The following is a 16,018-nucleotide window of genomic DNA, read 5'->3' as shown; positions in this document are numbered from 1 at the left end:
GCTACCAGAGCAGCAATCAGCAACCGATACGAGCTTTGCGAATAATATGTATAGAACACGCTGATAAACAGACAGTAATAAGGCAGCGTACTCGTAAAACTCGGTGCTTCCGGAACAACCGTTTTAATCAGGAAACCAACTGTACCAATCAGAAATAAAACTATCCCAGCCGACTGTTTATTCTGCAAATACTGACGAACCAATTGAAAATAATGCAGGTCTGACTGATCAGAACGATTACGTATTCCCCCGTTTATCCCTACATAAAATGCACAAAAAGCGGGCAGAGCGTAGCCGAAATAATGAGCTGACTCAATGGGCATGGACGCCGAAAAGACCCAATACGTAATGGCCGGAACGAGCAGAATTTCAAGCGTAGCAATAAAAACGATACACTCTAACAAAGCAATTCGGCTTCCAATGCGGTGAACGAACGTCAGAAAAGTGTAGGCTGATAAAGCGACGGCTAACGCTTCCGGGAACGTACTGTTTACGAAACGAATCGCCAGGCAAAAGATCAGAAAACTTATCAGAACTCGTTTCATGACTCCGTCGGTTTTGTGAACAGCCAGTACGCCAGTATAAATTGTCCGAAAAAGCCTATTAACGTAGCCAAAGCCGCACCCATAATTCCCATCCGGGGAATGAGCAACAGATTAAAGACAATGTTCAACACAGCGCCCACTACGTTATGGTATAATATAAGTCGCGTTTGCCCGAATGTGTACCATTTTAGTTCGAGCAGGTGAGTACTCGTCAGGAACAAATAACCGATCGCTACCAGGGGACCGACTGAAAATGCGACCACATATTGATTTGAGAGCAACAACTCTCCTACCCAGTTACGGAATATATAGAATACGAAACAAGCTGCACCTGCCAGCCATACGTAGCGAATCAGATAAAAGACAATGAATTGATTTACAGCTGCGTGGGAGCAATCGATCGCCCTCAGTTGTAAGACCTGCGGAGATAGAAATGCGAGTAAAGGGGCCACAGCAATAAGTAGTTTTGAGCCCAGGCTATAGCCCATTGCATACTGCCCCACATCGGCATCTGTGAGATACAAGCCGATAAGGTATCGATCTGCATAATTGATAAGCCAGGTCCAAAAGGCCAAGCTCAATAACGGCCATACGTATCGTTTATAAGCTGTATAGATTGCCGCAGCTTCAGCGCCAGCGCTCGATCTGAAACCATCGGATTTAGCCTCTGCTAACTGCCAGACTGCCAGAACCGCCCATGAAACATTGGTCAGGAGTGTGGCCTGCCAAAGTCCGCTAACGGTACGTTGATTGAGAGCAACGACAAGAAACCCAAAGCTTACTAACGTACTGATACTATAGCCCGTTTGAAGCAATGTATATTGGCGGTGCTGGCCTGATGCATTCAGATAATTACTCCCAAACTGAAATATTCCTTGTCCCGCTACAGTCATCCAGCATAGGACAAAAATTGTATTTTGGTAATATAACCCGCTCAGCAGCATAAGCCCGGCCAGCAGCAGGTATGTTGCTCCCAGCCATCGACTGTAGAACGTAACAACCTGTCTCCCTTCAAAGTGCCCTAGTGCGGCTTTAAAGGCTTGAAGCGTGGGCGAAACAAAAAGGCTATGCAGTAACGTCATCGTAATAAACCACAGATTGTAATCGCCCCAAGTGTCAGGATGAATATAAATAGCTGTCATTTTGCCGTAGACCAGCCCTGCCAGTGCCGAAATACCCTGCCCACTAATCAGTATTCCTAATGACCGGGCAGGACCGGACAGCCATAGCTTACGCATCCCATTCCTCATACACAGACGACTCACTCAAACCGACGGTACGCAACAGCGTTTCAACCCGCCGATCGAATGTATGCTGTTGCTGAAAATGCTGGTATTGCTGCTGCGCCAGTTCATGACGCTCGCTGCTGTGAGCCAGGTAATACCGAATTTTATCAATCGCTTCCGGCAATGTACGGTAGGTTACCTGCTCGGATGGAACACCCGTATATTCATCAACAGTAGCCTTATAATCAGATAGCTGAAAAGCGCCGATTCCGTTGACTTCGAAATACTTTTGATTGACGGATGTAACCTCAGCGTAATGAAAATTATTGAAAACAATTTTGGCGCCATACAAGAGTCGATTCTTTGCCTCGCCAACTAAATACTGCTTCCGAAAAGCCGATCTCACCGCCGGTATCAGGTAAGGCCCTTGCGTACCATAAACCGCTACATTTACTCCTGCCCGAATAAGTTGGTCAACCATGCGTGCGCGGTAGGCATACAAATTCCCAAAGATCAGTACGTCAATGTTGGTGAGCCATTCAGCTACAAATTTTTCAACGGTCGGCTTTTGATGTACGCGCGGGTTAAACCCTTCAGCCAGATAATGCGCATTCAGTCCGGCTTTATTCCGTAAAAAATCAACGATATAAGGCTCTTTGGAAAAATAACAGTCAAAATCAGCCGCGATAATCTGCTGCTTTTCCAGGTTCGAGAGGTGGTCAGGATTGATTTGAACGACAGGCGTACCGGGCAGTTGCTGCTTCACTCGCTCTACCAGTATTGGATGAAGGTGCCGATACACAACCAAAACCAGATCAGGACCCAGCGACACGATTTTATTGGCCAACCGCTGACTTACCATCCGGTCGTAGCGTTCAACAAAACGCGACCCCCAATAATTGATTTTTGCCGGAACAGGCATGATGTCTGTGACATCCAGAATAATGGACGTATGGGCCAGCATCCTGAGTGAATCAGCCAGGTGATACTCCAGCGAATCGAACGCTTTACTTCCTACAACAACTACGTGCATAGTATCCCTTTACAAACGCCAGTACGTAATTTGATCTTCTTTCGCTACGTTGTATAACCCCTTTAAATCCAGCAAAATAGGTGACTCATTCATGAGCGATTTAAAGTAGGGTACCTCTAACGTTTTGTATTCATCATGGCCTACGGCTACCACCACGGCATCGTACTGAGCGGAGGGTTTATCCATCAGCGTTAGGCGATATTCCTGAGCCACCTCATTTGGCGATGCGTACGGATCTACGATGTGCACATTGATTGCATACTTCATAAGCTCACGCACCAGATCCGCCACTTTTGAATTACGGATATCGGCTATATTTTCCTTAAAGGTTAGCCCCATGACCAGCACTTTGGCCTGACGAGCGTGCTTCTTGCTCTGAAGAAGCATCTGAACCAGCTTCGTAGCGATGTAGACCGGCATGCCGTCATTGATACGTCGGCCGGAGTGTATTACCTGCGGGTCGTACCCTACCTGACGAGCTTTATGCAGTAAATAATACGGGTCAACGCCAATGCAATGCCCGCCTACTAAGCCCGGTGTAAACGACAGGAAATTCCATTTAGTAGAAGCGGCCTTGATCACTTCGTGGGTATCAATTTTCAATTTATCAAAAATGATGGCCAGCTCGTTCATGAGCGAAATATTCAGATCGCGCTGAACATTTTCGATAACTTTAGCGGCCTCGGCTACCCTAATGGTTGGTGCTACGTAGATTCCAGCCTGAACAATACTACCATACACCTCCCTAATGACCTGAGATGCTACGTCGTCGCTCCCCGATACTACTTTTAAAATCGTAGTCAGAGTACGTTCTTTATCACCGGGGTTGATTCGTTCGGGCGAATACCCCAGCCTAAAATCAAGTCCTAGTTTTAGCCCTGACTGTTTTTCCAGAATAGGCAAACAATCCTCTTCCGTACAGCCAGGATAAACCGTCGATTCATAAATAACATAATCACCTGATTTTAAGACATTACCGACCTGTTCGGAAGCAAGATGAAGCGGTTTCAGATCCGGCACTTTGTACTCATCAACGGGCGTAGGTACAGTAATGATGAAAAAATGCGCCTGTTTCAGTACATCGGGGTTAGCTGTAAACGTAATGTCGACATCAGCAAATGCATCGGGAGAAACTGCCCGTGAAGGATCTTCGGCCCGTTGCAGCATGGTTATGCGATCGGGATCAATATCGTACCCAATAACACGAAACTTCCGGGCAAACGCCAGGGCAACAGGCAAGCCGACATAGCCCAGTCCGACAACGGCAATTTGTTTCTTTTTTTGTTGAAGGTCTTTTAACAATGGGGTGAATGGGTTTAAGTTGGTGATTGTCTTTTGAAACTCCGCAGGAATTGTCAACTGTCTGGCTCTCCAGTAATTTTACCTCCCGTCGCCAGCATATGCAGGTTATTCAAAACATTCGTTTGATAGGCCAATATGCTCATAAAGCCAAGTACAAATCCGATTAACGCCGAAAACAGTACAATTAACGTCCGCCTGGGCGAGATCCGTTTGAGCGGAATCTGTGCGGGTTCCAGTACTTTAAAAACAGGCGTCCGTTCCTGCACTTTCAATTTAGCCTGTTCATACTGACGCGACAATTCTGTATAGACCGTCTGAGCAATACTCAACTCCGCTTCCAGACGTTGCTTATCCATCGTAGCGGCCTGTACAACGTAGTACTTATGCTGATCGTTATAACGAAACACACTTAGTTGTGCGGTTTGATAACGTTGACGAGACTCGTTTAGCCGTTGCGTATAAAACTGCAAATCCTGCCGGGCTTTGCCGGTGCGATAGCTCGTTACGTATTGAGTCAGATAATCCATTGCCAAATGCGCTACGGCGGCTGCTACGTTGGCATCCGGCATAGTGGCTGTGATTGTAATAATACCCGACCGCGTATCAAGCTTGGCACTGACTCGTTCACTGATTTCATCAGCCAGATCACGCTGTCGGACCGACAATCGAACAGGTCCAGCGGGTTTATTACGTAGCACACGTGTTTCATCCGCTTTACGACCAAACGTAAACAATCGCTTAAATGACCAGTCAGTGCTTTCGGGTAATAAAAACGCACCAATGGTGCTGAAATGGCCGTCCGCTGTCGTAACAGGCTGATCGATTAAATAAAGTACAAACGGCGTACTTTGTAATATATTCGGATACAGATCTGGCCGAACAGCGTCAAGTCCCTCGGCTTCCGCGAAATCCATACCCGCAAATCCCGCTACGGAAGCCAGTCGTTTAAACATATCGCCCGAGCCATTGTTCATTTCAGGCATTATTCGCGCTTCTGACCGGAACTCCGGTGTTAGCAGAAGCGCAGTTATAACCCCCAACACGGTAACAACAGTCGTTATCATCAGAATCCGTTTGCGTTCCTGCCAGCTTATTTGTACCACTACGCCCAACGACGGGGGAAACCAGCGGTTTATTAAGGAAGTCGGTTGAGTCTGAGTTAGCATAATCCTAGCTGGCAAACAAGCGTAATGCTGTTAATATAACTGCCACACCTGACGCAATGACCGTTAGCCAGGCAGCCCGCTCAGTCGATGACGTTTTGGACGGTTCTTTAGCCGGAGTGACTGGCACCACAATTTCAGCCCCGCGCTCCGGCTTTGGATAAGAACGAATGCCTAAAAAAGAGCGCGTTGGTTTAATTTTCCCATTAGCCCCAATCAGGTAGACTTTCCGTTTCAGGGCTTTATTTGTAAACCGGCCAGCTTCGTCAACATAGTCTCGAAATGATTTCTGCGGATCAAATTCAACCGTTGCCGGATTCAATACTTCGCCCCGAATCCGAACAACATCCGGTCGGCGAGGCAAGGTCAATACGTCGCCATCTTCCAGTAACAGGTTTCCGGCTACGTTCGGCTTCTCCAAAATTTCCCGAAGATCAAGCGAGACCACTTCGCCCCGTCGCATGAAACGAGCGGCTGGCAAATACGCATCCGGCTTTAAACCCCCGGCCCGAATAACAAGATCAGTAATCCGATCTGTAGAGGTACGAATAGCGTAGGAACCGGGATAGATGACTTCGCCCGAAACACTAGCGCCCTTCTGCGCTTCATACCGTGGCGATGACCGTATAAATACCTGATCGAATGGGCGTAACGTTAATTTGGCATCGCCTGGACTAAGCCGTAAATTCTGATCAATAGCGAACGTAATAACTCGGATATTCTGATTGCCTGCCAGATCGCTCGTATCGTCTTTAACCCGCCGGGCAATTTCCATCCGTGATGAAATGGCTGCGTCGGTAAAACCGTCGGCCAGCAAAATGAGATGTGCCACCGTCATGCTGTCGATAAAGTCGAACGTACCGCTTTTGTTGACGGCTCCCTGAATCGAAACGGTACGTTTTTGCCGCAACTCGCTCACCGAGCTGATATGAAGCTGATCGTCGCGTTGCAGGCCTATATCAGCGATTTCACTACGTAGCAATTTTCCCAGATCGATCGAAATAATCTCAGGGTCAAGGTTTTTTCGCAATCGTCGGAGCGTAGCCCGATTCAGGAAAGCGTCTTCCCGTAAGCCTTCAGCCTTCTGAATAATTTGCCGAACGGTCAAGCCCTCCGTCAAGGCGAAATCACCGGGACGAAATACGGCCCCGCTGATATTGACCTTATTTTCGATACGTTCCAGAATGGATCCAACTACGTATCGATCGCCTGCCTGAGGTATAAATTGTGGAATATCGGACGACTGAACCGTTATTAACTGATGATCTCTGGACGTATTCCGACGCAGATGAACCGATGATGTATACGCCCGATCGGTAAAACCTCCAGCAAAGGTTAGCGCTGTTTTTAGCGTTTCTCCCGAACGAATTTCATAGAAACCCGGCTGTTTTATTTCGCCAGACAGTTCAACGCGTGCACTGTAATGATCAACAAAAATAATATCCTGATCCAGTAAGCGGATATTATCCTTCTGGTCGGCACGAAGCAGAAAGTCGTAAATATCGAGTGTCCGAATAAGTCGGTTACTGCGGTACACACGAATGTTGCGAAAAGAGCCCTGTTCGGGCGATGGCCCACCAGCGGCATACAGCGCATTGAAAACGGTCGCTAACGACGACAAGGTATACGTACCAGGACGAACAATCTGCCCTAACAAAGTAACCTTGATGCTTCGAACGCTACCGAGCGTAACCTGTGCGTGTACGCCACTATTCGTTGCGTTAAGTCCCTGGTAAAGCGATCGTAATCGTCCGACGATACGTTGTTCAGCCTGTTCTATTGTCAGGCCATTTACATAAATCGGTCCGAGATTTTCTATGCGAATACTGCCTTCTGGACTAACCTTAGGGCGATACGTTTGCTGCGCATTGCCGTACACATCAATAATCAGTTCGTCATCGGCACCGATAACGTAATTCCGAGGGGTAGGAATTCGCAGATTTGGTTCGAAGGATAAACTGGTGTTCGCAAACAACGATGCGCCAAAGACCGGCGTCGGCAACGACTTCATAATAACAGGCGGAGCAGGTGTAGCAGGTTGTTCGCGCACTACGTTCGTTTCGGCTTTTGAACCGGCTTTACTGGTAGTAGCCTGTAACTGACTGATTCGCTGTCGCATTCGACTGATGTCGCTGGGCGTAAATCCACGAGTTCTGGCCAATGTTTCTATCTGTGATTCTGTCATACCACTATCCTGTGCCTGTTGCACAAACTGTTGCACCTGCTCGTCGGTCAGATTAGCCAGCTGTTGAGCTGTTACTAGTCTGCTGATCAGAACAATCGCCAGGAACACGGGTAGAGGTCGGCAAAGGAAGCTGCCAAAGAACATCGCAATAAATAAATTAATTTCTCGACTATGTATACAAAAAACAGACAGGAGTGAGACGTATATGCATGAAAAAAGTCTCTCAGGCATACGAACTAAGAGACTTTCCGATGTTCAGAACAAAATTGACTGATGATGTTACAACCGCTGCATCAGTCGAACGACCATTTCATTTTTCCAGGGAACAAAATCGCCTGCGGCTATATGAGCTCTCGCCTGCCGGACAAGCCATAAATAGAACGTCAGATTATGCAAACTGGCAATCTGAGCGCCGAGCAGCTCCTCCGATTTGAATAAATGGCGCAAATACGCTTTTGAATAGAACGTACTGGCGTATCCGCCCAAACCTGGATCAATCGGGCTGAAATCGCGGCTCCATTTTTCGTTTTTCATGTTCATGATCCCTTGCGTCGTAAACAGCAGACCATGCCGGGCATTACGTGTCGGCATTACGCAGTCGAACATATCGACGCCAAGTGCGATGGCTTCGAGTATATTAGCGGGCGTTCCGACCCCCATCAGATAGCGAGGTTTATCGGCGGGTAAAATTTCGTTGACAAGAGCAATCGTGGCATACATTTCTTCGGCAGGTTCGCCCACAGCCAGTCCCCCAATGGCATTTCCTTCGCGTTCTTTACTGGCAATTACCTCTGCCGACTGACGACGCAGGTCAGGATACGTACTACCCTGTACAATCGGAAATAACGTCTGTCGATATCCGTAATGTCCTTCTGTTTCATCAAAACGGGTAATGCACCGATCCAGCCAACGGTGCGTCATTTCCATCGATTTTCGAGCATACTCATACTCGCACGGGTACGGCGTACACTCATCAAACGCCATAATGATATCCGCACCAATCGTCCGCTGAATATCCATTACGCCTTCGGGGGTGAATCGATGGCTGGAGCCGTCAATGTGCGATTTGAACGTAACGCCTTCTTCTTTGATTTTACGCGTATTCGACAGAGAATATACCTGATACCCACCCGAATCGGTTAAAATAGGCCGTTGCCACCCATTGAAAACGTGTAATCCCCCTCCCTGACGTAGCACATCAAGTCCCGGCCGCAGGTAAAGGTGATATGTATTTCCCAGAATGATTTCGGCATTGATATCGGTTTCGAGTTCGCGCTGGTGCACCGCTTTTACCGTACCGGCCGTGCCAACTGGCATAAAAATTGGCGTCTGAATTGGTCCATGATCAGTCGTCAGCGTACCCGTTCGGGCCTTTGACTGCGGGTCATGGGCAGTAATCGAAAATGTCATACAGCAAAGATACGGCGCGTAGCGGATGGGGCAAAGGGCAGAGGGTCGACCAGGCGGATTGGCTAGTGCGTCACCAGGTTAAACCGCAGCGTAGCGGATGCCCCTTGTTCCTCCTTTGTACACGCCTATCTTTGCGGAACATCTATCGCTTCACTTGTGATGACAGGCTTGCTGATGATCTGGCTTCTGGTGCTCAGTATTCAGCTTATTTTTATTCTTTTCGTTTTCTCCCGAACGGCGTTTTACCGCCAACCTACCCCTGCAAATGTGCATGTCGATCCGGGAATCAGTATCGTAGTATGTGCCCGAAATGAACTGGCGAATTTAATGGAACTCCTGCCTCTGCTAAATGCCCAGAATTATCCCAATTTTGAGGTGTTGGTCATGGACGATCGCTCAACCGATGGTACGCAGTTTTTTCTGGAAAATGGAATTCGGGACCTTCATTACGTTCGCTTCATTCGGATCAACAAGGAACACGAACACGTAACGTCCAAGAAATACGCCCTGACTATTGCGCTTAAAAAAGTCCGTTACGAGACGGTACTGCTTACCGATGCCGATTGTCGTCCCGCTTCATCCAACTGGATAGCCAATATGGTGTCGCCACTAACTAACCCTGGTAAAGACATAGTCCTGGGATTTTCCCCGTACGAACACCGACCAGGTTTTCTAAACCTGCTAATACGCTCCGAAACGCTGTTTACGGCCGTACAATATTTTTCACTGGCCCTGGCAGGCCGTCCGTATATGGGTGTCGGCAGAAACCTGGCTTACCGAACGCAGGTATTTTTTGCCAACCGCGGTTTTTATTCGCACATCAACGTAGTAGGCGGTGATGACGACCTTTTCATGAATGAAGTTGCTACAGGACGTAATACGGCTGTGTGCCTTGATCCTGCTACGTTCACCTGGTCGAAACCCAAAGAAACCTGGACAGACTGGCAACTCCAAAAACGTCGCCATCTGAATGTTGGCAAATATTATAAAGCGGGGCATAAATTACGGCTGGGTCTGCTCACAGGTTCCTATGTGTTAAGTTGGCTGATGGCGCTGGTTGTGGGGCTGATTGTTTTGGCCCATCAATTGCAAGACCGTTCCTTTACCACCAACGAATGGTTACTTTTGCAGGCAGGAACGAGCGTTTTCACGCTGCGGATGCTGGCTTTTTGGGCAATTGTCGGCCGCATCAGCTACCGACTTGGTCATACCATTCATTGGATGATAGTACCGTTTATTGATCTGCTACTGGCTGTTTATTACGGTTTAGCGGGCGCAAAAACGCTCATTACAAAGCGAAAAAAGCACTTGCACTGGCGCTAAGAACGTAAATGAAAAAGGGTTAGTGAGCGAAGGCCTGACTGATTTAGCGGTATTCTGAATTATTCATTTTACAGTACTCCTATGAATATTGATCTTCTTATCAAATATTTTCCCAATCTGACCGCTGAGCAGAAAGAACGTTTTGCTGCGCTGGACGGGCTTTATCGAGATTGGAACGCCAAAATCAACGTTATCTCGCGGCAGGATATTGACGCATTGTACGAAAAGCACGTATTGCATTCGCTCGGTATTGCTAAAATTGTACAGTTCAAGCCTGGTAGCGAGATTTTGGATGTTGGCACAGGAGGAGGCTTCCCCGGAATTCCGCTGGCGATTCTTTTCCCACTGGTCGACTTTCATCTGGTAGACAGCATTGGTAAGAAAATAAAGGTTGTGCAGGAAGTGGCTGACGCCTTGAATTTGACAAACGTAAAAGCGGAACAGATTCGTGTTGAGCAATTGAACACTACGTACGATTTTGTAGTAAGCCGGGCTGTAACGCGTCTGAAGCCTTTTTTGGGTTGGGTTCGCTATAAAATTCACAAAGCTGGTAACAACGATCGACCGAATGGCGTTTTGTATCTCAAAGGGGGTGATTTGGCGGATGAACTAGCTGAAGTACCTGATCGTTACCGGGTTTATGAACTCTCAGAGTATTTTGAAGAGCCCTTTTTTGAAACGAAGAAAGTAATTTACATCCCTAAAAAATAGTTTGAGCCAGGACCGGTACAAGAGGAAATAAACAAAATTTTAATTCAGCAAATTCTCTCTGGTATAATCCTGATTCATACATTCAGCAATCATGGCAGAAATATTTCGCAGCAGTAGTTTTAAAGATCCTATCAAGCGCGACGAGGTTGAATTCAATGACAAAGGCGTAACGTTTCGGGAGAAGAAGCTTATTGGTGGTACAGATAACTTTGTGTTCTACTCCGATATTTCCGGGGTTGAAATCGACAACGGTCTCTTCTTTTCTACCGTAAGGGTTATTCCCCGTGCCCGACCAGAAATTGTACTTAACAATTTTACCAAAGGTGATGCCCGCCGGATCAAGGAGCTGATTCTTCAAAATGTACCCCATTATGGCTCAGACACTTTTGGTGGTCCGACGCGGTAATTGATGTTTTTTTTAAAGAACGTCTTGCGCGTTATAGTGTTTTACACTAGTTTTGCACCACGATTAACCGACATACTCCCGAATAGCTCAGTCGGTTAGAGCATCTGACTGTTAATCAGAGGGTCGCTGGTTCGAGCCCAGCTTCGGGAGCACTGAAGATCAAGCACTTACATATATTTTGTGAGTGCTTTTTCTATTTAGTTGCAATACAACTTGCAATACACACTTCGCCATTGAGCCGTTCCTTTTTGTTCAATAAGTCCGCGGTTTTGTAATTATTAAGAAACTACTTTAAATTCCACCCTGTAATTTCATTACTCTAGTCGCGATTTTCTTATTATCTCAGATACGATGATTGACGATGAATTCTCACAGGAGGAGATTGATGCTTATATCCGTAAGCGCTTGACATGCCCAATAGTATTAGCTGAGCTGTTCGTTATTGTAACTTTACATAATAAGTATGATGAGCAAGTTATAACAAAGGTAAGGAAGCATAGTGCAGCTATACAAAATCAATTCTGGCTATGTGTTACCCTTAAGCACCAGAAGGTACAGACTAATTTAATTAATTATTTTCTGCATTTCCACCTAAAATTATTCTATGCAGGGCTACCAATGTTAGTCCCTGGATTGGAATTTAGTCATTTAAAAAAGCGAATTCTGCTCTTTCCTAAAGATTCTCCTATTGACTGGCAAGAATTACTAGTTCGTTTCTTGGATTTTGAGGGTGATGATGAGAAACAGTTTGACTTCATTCACCCAAAGGAGTTAGAGTTTTACAAAACACTCGCGTATGTAACGGCATATCAAGAATTGCTTCGTATCGGACAATCCTTTGATCAAGCAGCCATAGACATAGCTCTAGCTTCCTTCGAGAAAAATGTACGTGATGCTGCGCATTCCTATGATAAAATGTACTGGGCCCAGTTTGACCATCCCCCGTTTCAACGGAATATCCTTTGGCTACAAACCATGATCACTGAAATGAAATTTCAAATCAAACAAGCTGAAATATCAGGAGTCATGCCTAGTGTACCAAAGTTCTTCAAACAGGAACTATCACCTGAGCACTTCATTAGAATACTAACAGGGAGGCTTGAACTCTACACGTTAAAACAAGAAGGGTTGTTACATCAAAAAGCTCTGGAAGAATTTGATGCTATTGAGCAAGCCAACAGTTTATCTAACAAAGGCTTAGTTCAAACTAAAGAAGAGGCTACTTTTGATAGTAGGACTGCTCTTTCAAATACAGAAGCTGTTCTCCTAAAGGAAAATGCAGAGCAGGTAGCCAAGCCACCAAAGATTAAAATAGATTTTGACCAAGTTGATTTGCTGTTTACTGCTCTTAAGGATTTCGTCCAGCCTAAAGATATAGAGAAGCTACAGCTAGTTTTGAAAGGCAATCAGATTACTAGCCCTATTCTCATCATTGATTGTAAACTTAACGCGTGGGTTCTTGTGTTCCGACAAGCTCATAATGCGAATTACATTTCTAATAATAAAATAGAAATTGCTGAATGGATTGCCCATTGGTTCCGGATAGGTTCAGCGAGTGACCCGCAAGAAATAAAGCAAGGTACTGTGACAAGTTATCTGAAACCAAGTCGGAGAACTGCTAAAAACAAACGAATTAGCTACAAGCAATAAAAAAACCAATGCCGCTAGCAGTGCCGCTTTTAGTGCCGGCATTGCTAACGGCACTTTTTGTTTATCTGTTTTGCATCGGCTTAAACGACAACGCCGATGACTGTTAACTTTCAACAACTGCAGGATGACGTATATACCATTAAGGAAATGGTATCAGCTCTCATAGAGCAACAAAGTCCCCCCGTTCCCGCTCCTATTGAGTATAAACCTCTTTCGATCTCCGATGCAGCTGAATTCTTAGGAATCGCTGAGCAAACCATCTACCAAAACATTAAGCGGATTCCACACCGCAAGAAATTTGGACGGCTCTACTTTTTTAAAGACGAGTTGCTGGCATATCTGGATGGAAAGGAGGTGAGTCATGAATAAGGATTTCTCTGCTTTACTGAAGCAAGGTTTAACTTGGTCAAGCTATGCCTTTCTGTAACATCTGCCTAGAGTACTCGGGTGAGTTGAGTGATATCTTGCTGAAGAGTCCACAGCTACAGTTCGATGATGTTAGCGAGCGTGAAAGCGGTATTTTGAAGCAAACGCACACGCGCACAAAATATCGGGATTTTACTTTTGTCATTTATCCTGATGAGGGCCGAGTTATCATGAAAGGCTCGTGGGCTAAGTTCCACAATAACGGCTTGCAAAATTATTCAGCTTATACATTGACCAACTTTCAGGAGGATATTAAATGGCTCTCCGATCAGTTTTGTTACGACTTCTCACAGGGCCGTATTCTTACGCTTGAAGTAGGAGTGAATCTTAATCTTTCAGCCTTACACCAACCTTATTTCTCGCCTGATTACCTAATTGATCGCCTAATCTGTTATAAAGCTCGCAAACCGTTTGTGCCCATGAAGACCATTCGGGGAGCGGGAAAAGGGATAGAATGTCAGTTGAATGAATATCGGATTAAGCTTTACGATAAAAGCTTGCAGTATCGTTTACCCTATCCACTAGTCCGATTTGAATATGATTGTCATAAGAGTCGGCAGTTACACAAAATGGGTATTCGGTTTTTAGCCGACTTGACGAATCCTTATAAAGTAAGCCTTTTAGGCGAAAAACTGCTAGGTCTCTTCAAAGACTGTCTTTTCCTGGAACCACTCGACGAAAAATTTTTATCAGCGCCTGAACGGCAATTATATATCCAAGCTGAAAGACACAGCTTCTGGCGTGACTTGCCAAGCCGGATGCGCGTCTATTACCGAAAACTTTATCAAGAGCTTATAGCTACGTATAGCCAGTATCGTATCCATAAAGCGCTTAGTTATCGACTACAGCTAGAGTGGCAACAATTAACCAAACTCAAATCTAATACATCCAGTTTACTAGAAGCGAACACTGGCCCAGTCGACAGGAAGTGTAATGATTTCACCCTAATTAATTGGGGAAAACATTACAATGGAGAAATCTTAGCAGAAACAAGCAACACAAGTGGCTTAAACAGCAAAATAAAGAATGTTGCTGTTGTTGTCTGGTTTCCTTCAGCGTCTAGCTCATCTCATTGTGAAAGAGGCTTTGGCATCCTAACTGGACTTCTCTCTATACCATCGAGAAAGATAAAGAATTTGGGCATGATGGTAAGATTGCCAAAAGGGTATCGTCGATTGGCTCTTAAAGCCCCGTTGTATATTAAGAAAAACAGGTTTCAAAAATGGCGACGAAAATATACTCTGCGAATAAATATCAACCGTTTATGTAAGTATCGATCGAGAGGTTACCGTACGTTTCGAAAGTTAGTCCGACTTCGAGTTGATTCGTGGGACATTATCTGGAATGAATCACCTGACGATGGTTAATTGAATATGAATCACACGCTTTACAAAAGCATTCTTTTGTAATCTTTTTGGTCGATATCGGGGGGTAGGAAAAAACGACTTATCCCTAGGGGAGGTTCCCGGCGGTAGTCCCTGACGATACTCGCGACAGCAAATTTTGCTACGATGGCTAACATTTAACGCTAACACACTCAAAGTTAGCCATTTGTAGCTTCCGATTAATATTCAACTGTGAATACTTTCTAAATAGACAGAACCAAAAATTTTCATAATAACTAAAATGGCTGCTAACGTCCTATATTATCATAACCAAAATCCGTATTCGAGTGGTAAGCAGAGGCAACATATAGTCATTTTCTCAGCTACAGACTATCAGGCAAGCTTGCTAGCCATATTGAGTCCTATTTCATTACGTGTATTACTTCTATTGGCCAGCAAGCTAAACTGGGATGGTTATGCTGTAGCCACTCTGGATGAGCTGGCGAGTTTAATTCAGACGCCAAAGAGCTATGTCAACAAAGGAATTTTAGAGCTAGCTAAATATGACCTCATCAAAAAAAAGAAACGTAGTGAGTATTGGATCAGGCCTGATGTATTTCGCCCAGCTACAATTGAGTTGTAAGACGATAAATATATTTGGCAGAGTTGTAGGTTGTTATTAACTGGTTAATAAAATTTCAATTCCAGTACGATTAGAAGACCTGCTAGCAAGCTGGCTGGCCGGCCGCTGCTTCATTGCTAGATGTCATTTTTTGGTACGATTAGAAGCCGTTAAATTAACCTTACAAAGGGCGATTTCAGCGCTCATACATAATCGCATTATCCCAAAATAAATTAAAAAAATAGTCTTCGATCACCAAGTCCGCGAAAAGTCTGGCCGATCGACGACACGCCGCTGATAGGGGTTAACCGTCCAGAAAAACCATGAATAAGCGAAAACCGTGAACTAAATAACTGAACGCGTATGCTAATGATTGAGTTGGAAAGATATTAAAATCAGCGAAAAGCGCCCTCATATTGTACATTTCCGTACCTGACTTTCTTGTACGGATACCAGCGAAGCCTGGGCTTTCGCTTACGTTGATGCATCTGATGCGGAGTCAAATAATTCAACGATGCATGGGGACGAACTGTGTTATATGCATTGATCGCTCTGGCCACTGCTTCCTCTGCTGTTGAAAAAGAAATAAAACCACGAGCCAATTTGCAATCATCTTTCAGCGAGCGAAGCACCCACTCGGCCATTGCATTTTCGTTGGGGTCACCTGACTCAGTCATACTGATGGTAGCAT

At 45.4% G+C, this 16,018-nt stretch carries 14 protein-coding genes, 1 tRNA gene and 1 pseudogene; 8 read left to right on the top strand and 8 right to left on the bottom strand.

Annotated elements, in window-relative coordinates:
* The 7 genes and pseudogenes from ACOJS8_RS26300 to tgt form a co-directional block, all read right to left on the bottom strand.
* Positions 1-545, bottom strand: a pseudogene (locus ACOJS8_RS26300) (hypothetical protein); the annotation flags it as partial.
* Positions 542-1,783, bottom strand: a complete 1,242-nt coding sequence (locus ACOJS8_RS26295) for a polysaccharide biosynthesis C-terminal domain-containing protein (protein ID WP_420151532.1) — start codon at positions 1,781-1,783, stop codon at positions 542-544. The pseudogene ACOJS8_RS26300 and the gene ACOJS8_RS26295, both read right to left, overlap by 4 nt.
* Positions 1,776-2,804, bottom strand: a complete 1,029-nt coding sequence (locus ACOJS8_RS26290) for a CgeB family protein (RefSeq protein WP_420151531.1) — start codon at positions 2,802-2,804, stop codon at positions 1,776-1,778. The genes ACOJS8_RS26295 and ACOJS8_RS26290 overlap by 8 nt, the downstream gene beginning before the upstream one ends.
* Positions 2,805-2,813: 9 nt before the next feature.
* Positions 2,814-4,106, bottom strand: coding sequence for a nucleotide sugar dehydrogenase (locus ACOJS8_RS26285; protein ID WP_420151530.1), 1,293 nt, complete (start codon positions 4,104-4,106; stop codon positions 2,814-2,816).
* A gap of 53 nt (positions 4,107-4,159) precedes the next feature.
* Positions 4,160-5,272 (bottom strand): GNVR domain-containing protein, encoded by a 1,113-nt coding sequence (locus ACOJS8_RS26280; RefSeq protein WP_420151529.1) that lies wholly within the window; start codon positions 5,270-5,272, stop codon positions 4,160-4,162.
* Positions 5,273-5,276: 4 nt separating this feature from the next.
* Positions 5,277-7,598, bottom strand: coding sequence for an SLBB domain-containing protein (locus ACOJS8_RS26275; protein WP_420151528.1), 2,322 nt, complete (start codon positions 7,596-7,598; stop codon positions 5,277-5,279).
* A 135-nt stretch (positions 7,599-7,733) separates the two neighbouring features.
* A complete protein-coding gene (gene tgt / locus ACOJS8_RS26270; protein WP_420151527.1) occupies positions 7,734-8,864 on the bottom strand; it encodes a tRNA guanosine(34) transglycosylase Tgt in 1,131 nt (376 codons plus the stop codon).
* A 159-nt stretch (positions 8,865-9,023) separates the two neighbouring features.
* Between tgt and ACOJS8_RS26265 the strand changes: the two genes are divergently transcribed.
* The 8 genes from ACOJS8_RS26265 to ACOJS8_RS26230 all read left to right on the top strand — a co-directional run bounded on the left by ACOJS8_RS26265 (position 9,024) and on the right by ACOJS8_RS26230 (position 15,348).
* The gene (locus ACOJS8_RS26265; protein ID WP_420151533.1) at positions 9,024-10,187 is read left to right on the top strand and encodes a glycosyltransferase; all 1,164 of its coding nucleotides are present in this window, start codon (positions 9,024-9,026) and stop codon (positions 10,185-10,187) included.
* An 81-nt stretch (positions 10,188-10,268) separates the two neighbouring features.
* Positions 10,269-10,898 carry a 16S rRNA (guanine(527)-N(7))-methyltransferase RsmG gene (rsmG, locus tag ACOJS8_RS26260; RefSeq protein WP_420151526.1) on the top strand — a complete coding sequence of 210 codons (630 nt, stop codon included), beginning with the start codon at positions 10,269-10,271 and terminating at the stop codon, positions 10,896-10,898.
* Between the two features lie 91 nt (positions 10,899-10,989).
* A complete protein-coding gene (locus ACOJS8_RS26255; protein ID WP_420151525.1) occupies positions 10,990-11,304 on the top strand; it encodes a hypothetical protein in 315 nt (104 codons plus the stop codon).
* Positions 11,305-11,380: 76 nt separating this feature from the next.
* Positions 11,381-11,454, top strand: a tRNA-Asn gene (locus ACOJS8_RS26250).
* Positions 11,455-11,655: 201 nt separating this feature from the next.
* A complete protein-coding gene (locus ACOJS8_RS26245) occupies positions 11,656-12,954 on the top strand; it encodes a hypothetical protein (RefSeq protein WP_420151524.1) in 1,299 nt (432 codons plus the stop codon).
* Between the two features lie 96 nt (positions 12,955-13,050).
* Entirely contained in the window at positions 13,051-13,323 is a 273-nt protein-coding gene (locus tag ACOJS8_RS26240; RefSeq protein ID WP_420151523.1) for a helix-turn-helix domain-containing protein, read from the top strand.
* Between the two features lie 44 nt (positions 13,324-13,367).
* Positions 13,368-14,747 (top strand): hypothetical protein, encoded by a 1,380-nt coding sequence (locus ACOJS8_RS26235; protein ID WP_420151522.1) that lies wholly within the window; start codon positions 13,368-13,370, stop codon positions 14,745-14,747.
* Positions 14,748-15,006: 259 nt separating this feature from the next.
* A complete protein-coding gene (locus tag ACOJS8_RS26230) occupies positions 15,007-15,348 on the top strand; it encodes a hypothetical protein (protein ID WP_420151521.1) in 342 nt (113 codons plus the stop codon).
* Between the two features lie 374 nt (positions 15,349-15,722).
* Here ACOJS8_RS26230 and ACOJS8_RS26225 read toward each other — a convergent pair.
* Positions 15,723-16,018: integrase core domain-containing protein (locus ACOJS8_RS26225; RefSeq protein ID WP_420151520.1), on the bottom strand; the 296-nt coding region annotated here is incomplete at its 5' end.

The organism is Spirosoma sp. (assembly GCF_048594605.1).
Lineage (GTDB): Bacteria > Bacteroidota > Bacteroidia > Cytophagales > Spirosomataceae > Spirosoma.
The sequence above is the reverse complement of the archived record's forward strand: the minus strand, read 5'-3'. Positions and strand labels throughout refer to the sequence as shown.

What these genes read in the sequence shown, in the direction of transcription:
- rsmG (WP_420151526.1), top strand. Translation starts at nt 10,269, where the DNA reads ATGAATATTGATCTTCTTATCAAATATTTTCCCAATCTGACCGCTGAG.
- ACOJS8_RS26245 (WP_420151524.1), top strand. Translation starts at nt 11,656, where the DNA reads ATGATTGACGATGAATTCTCACAGGAGGAGATTGATGCTTATATCCGT.
- ACOJS8_RS26235 (WP_420151522.1), top strand. Translation starts at nt 13,368, where the DNA reads ATGCCTTTCTGTAACATCTGCCTAGAGTACTCGGGTGAGTTGAGTGAT.
- tgt (WP_420151527.1), bottom strand. Translation starts at nt 8,864, where the DNA reads ATGACATTTTCGATTACTGCCCATGACCCGCAGTCAAAGGCCCGAACG.
- ACOJS8_RS26295 (WP_420151532.1), bottom strand. Translation starts at nt 1,783, where the DNA reads ATGCGTAAGCTATGGCTGTCCGGTCCTGCCCGGTCATTAGGAATACTG.
- ACOJS8_RS26230 (WP_420151521.1), top strand. Translation starts at nt 15,007, where the DNA reads ATGGCTGCTAACGTCCTATATTATCATAACCAAAATCCGTATTCGAGT.
- ACOJS8_RS26280 (WP_420151529.1), bottom strand. Translation starts at nt 5,272, where the DNA reads ATGCTAACTCAGACTCAACCGACTTCCTTAATAAACCGCTGGTTTCCC.
- ACOJS8_RS26240 (WP_420151523.1), top strand. Translation starts at nt 13,051, where the DNA reads ATGACTGTTAACTTTCAACAACTGCAGGATGACGTATATACCATTAAG.
- ACOJS8_RS26290 (WP_420151531.1), bottom strand. Translation starts at nt 2,804, where the DNA reads ATGCACGTAGTTGTTGTAGGAAGTAAAGCGTTCGATTCGCTGGAGTAT.
- ACOJS8_RS26255 (WP_420151525.1), top strand. Translation starts at nt 10,990, where the DNA reads ATGGCAGAAATATTTCGCAGCAGTAGTTTTAAAGATCCTATCAAGCGC.
- ACOJS8_RS26265 (WP_420151533.1), top strand. Translation starts at nt 9,024, where the DNA reads ATGACAGGCTTGCTGATGATCTGGCTTCTGGTGCTCAGTATTCAGCTT.
- ACOJS8_RS26275 (WP_420151528.1), bottom strand. Translation starts at nt 7,598, where the DNA reads ATGTTCTTTGGCAGCTTCCTTTGCCGACCTCTACCCGTGTTCCTGGCG.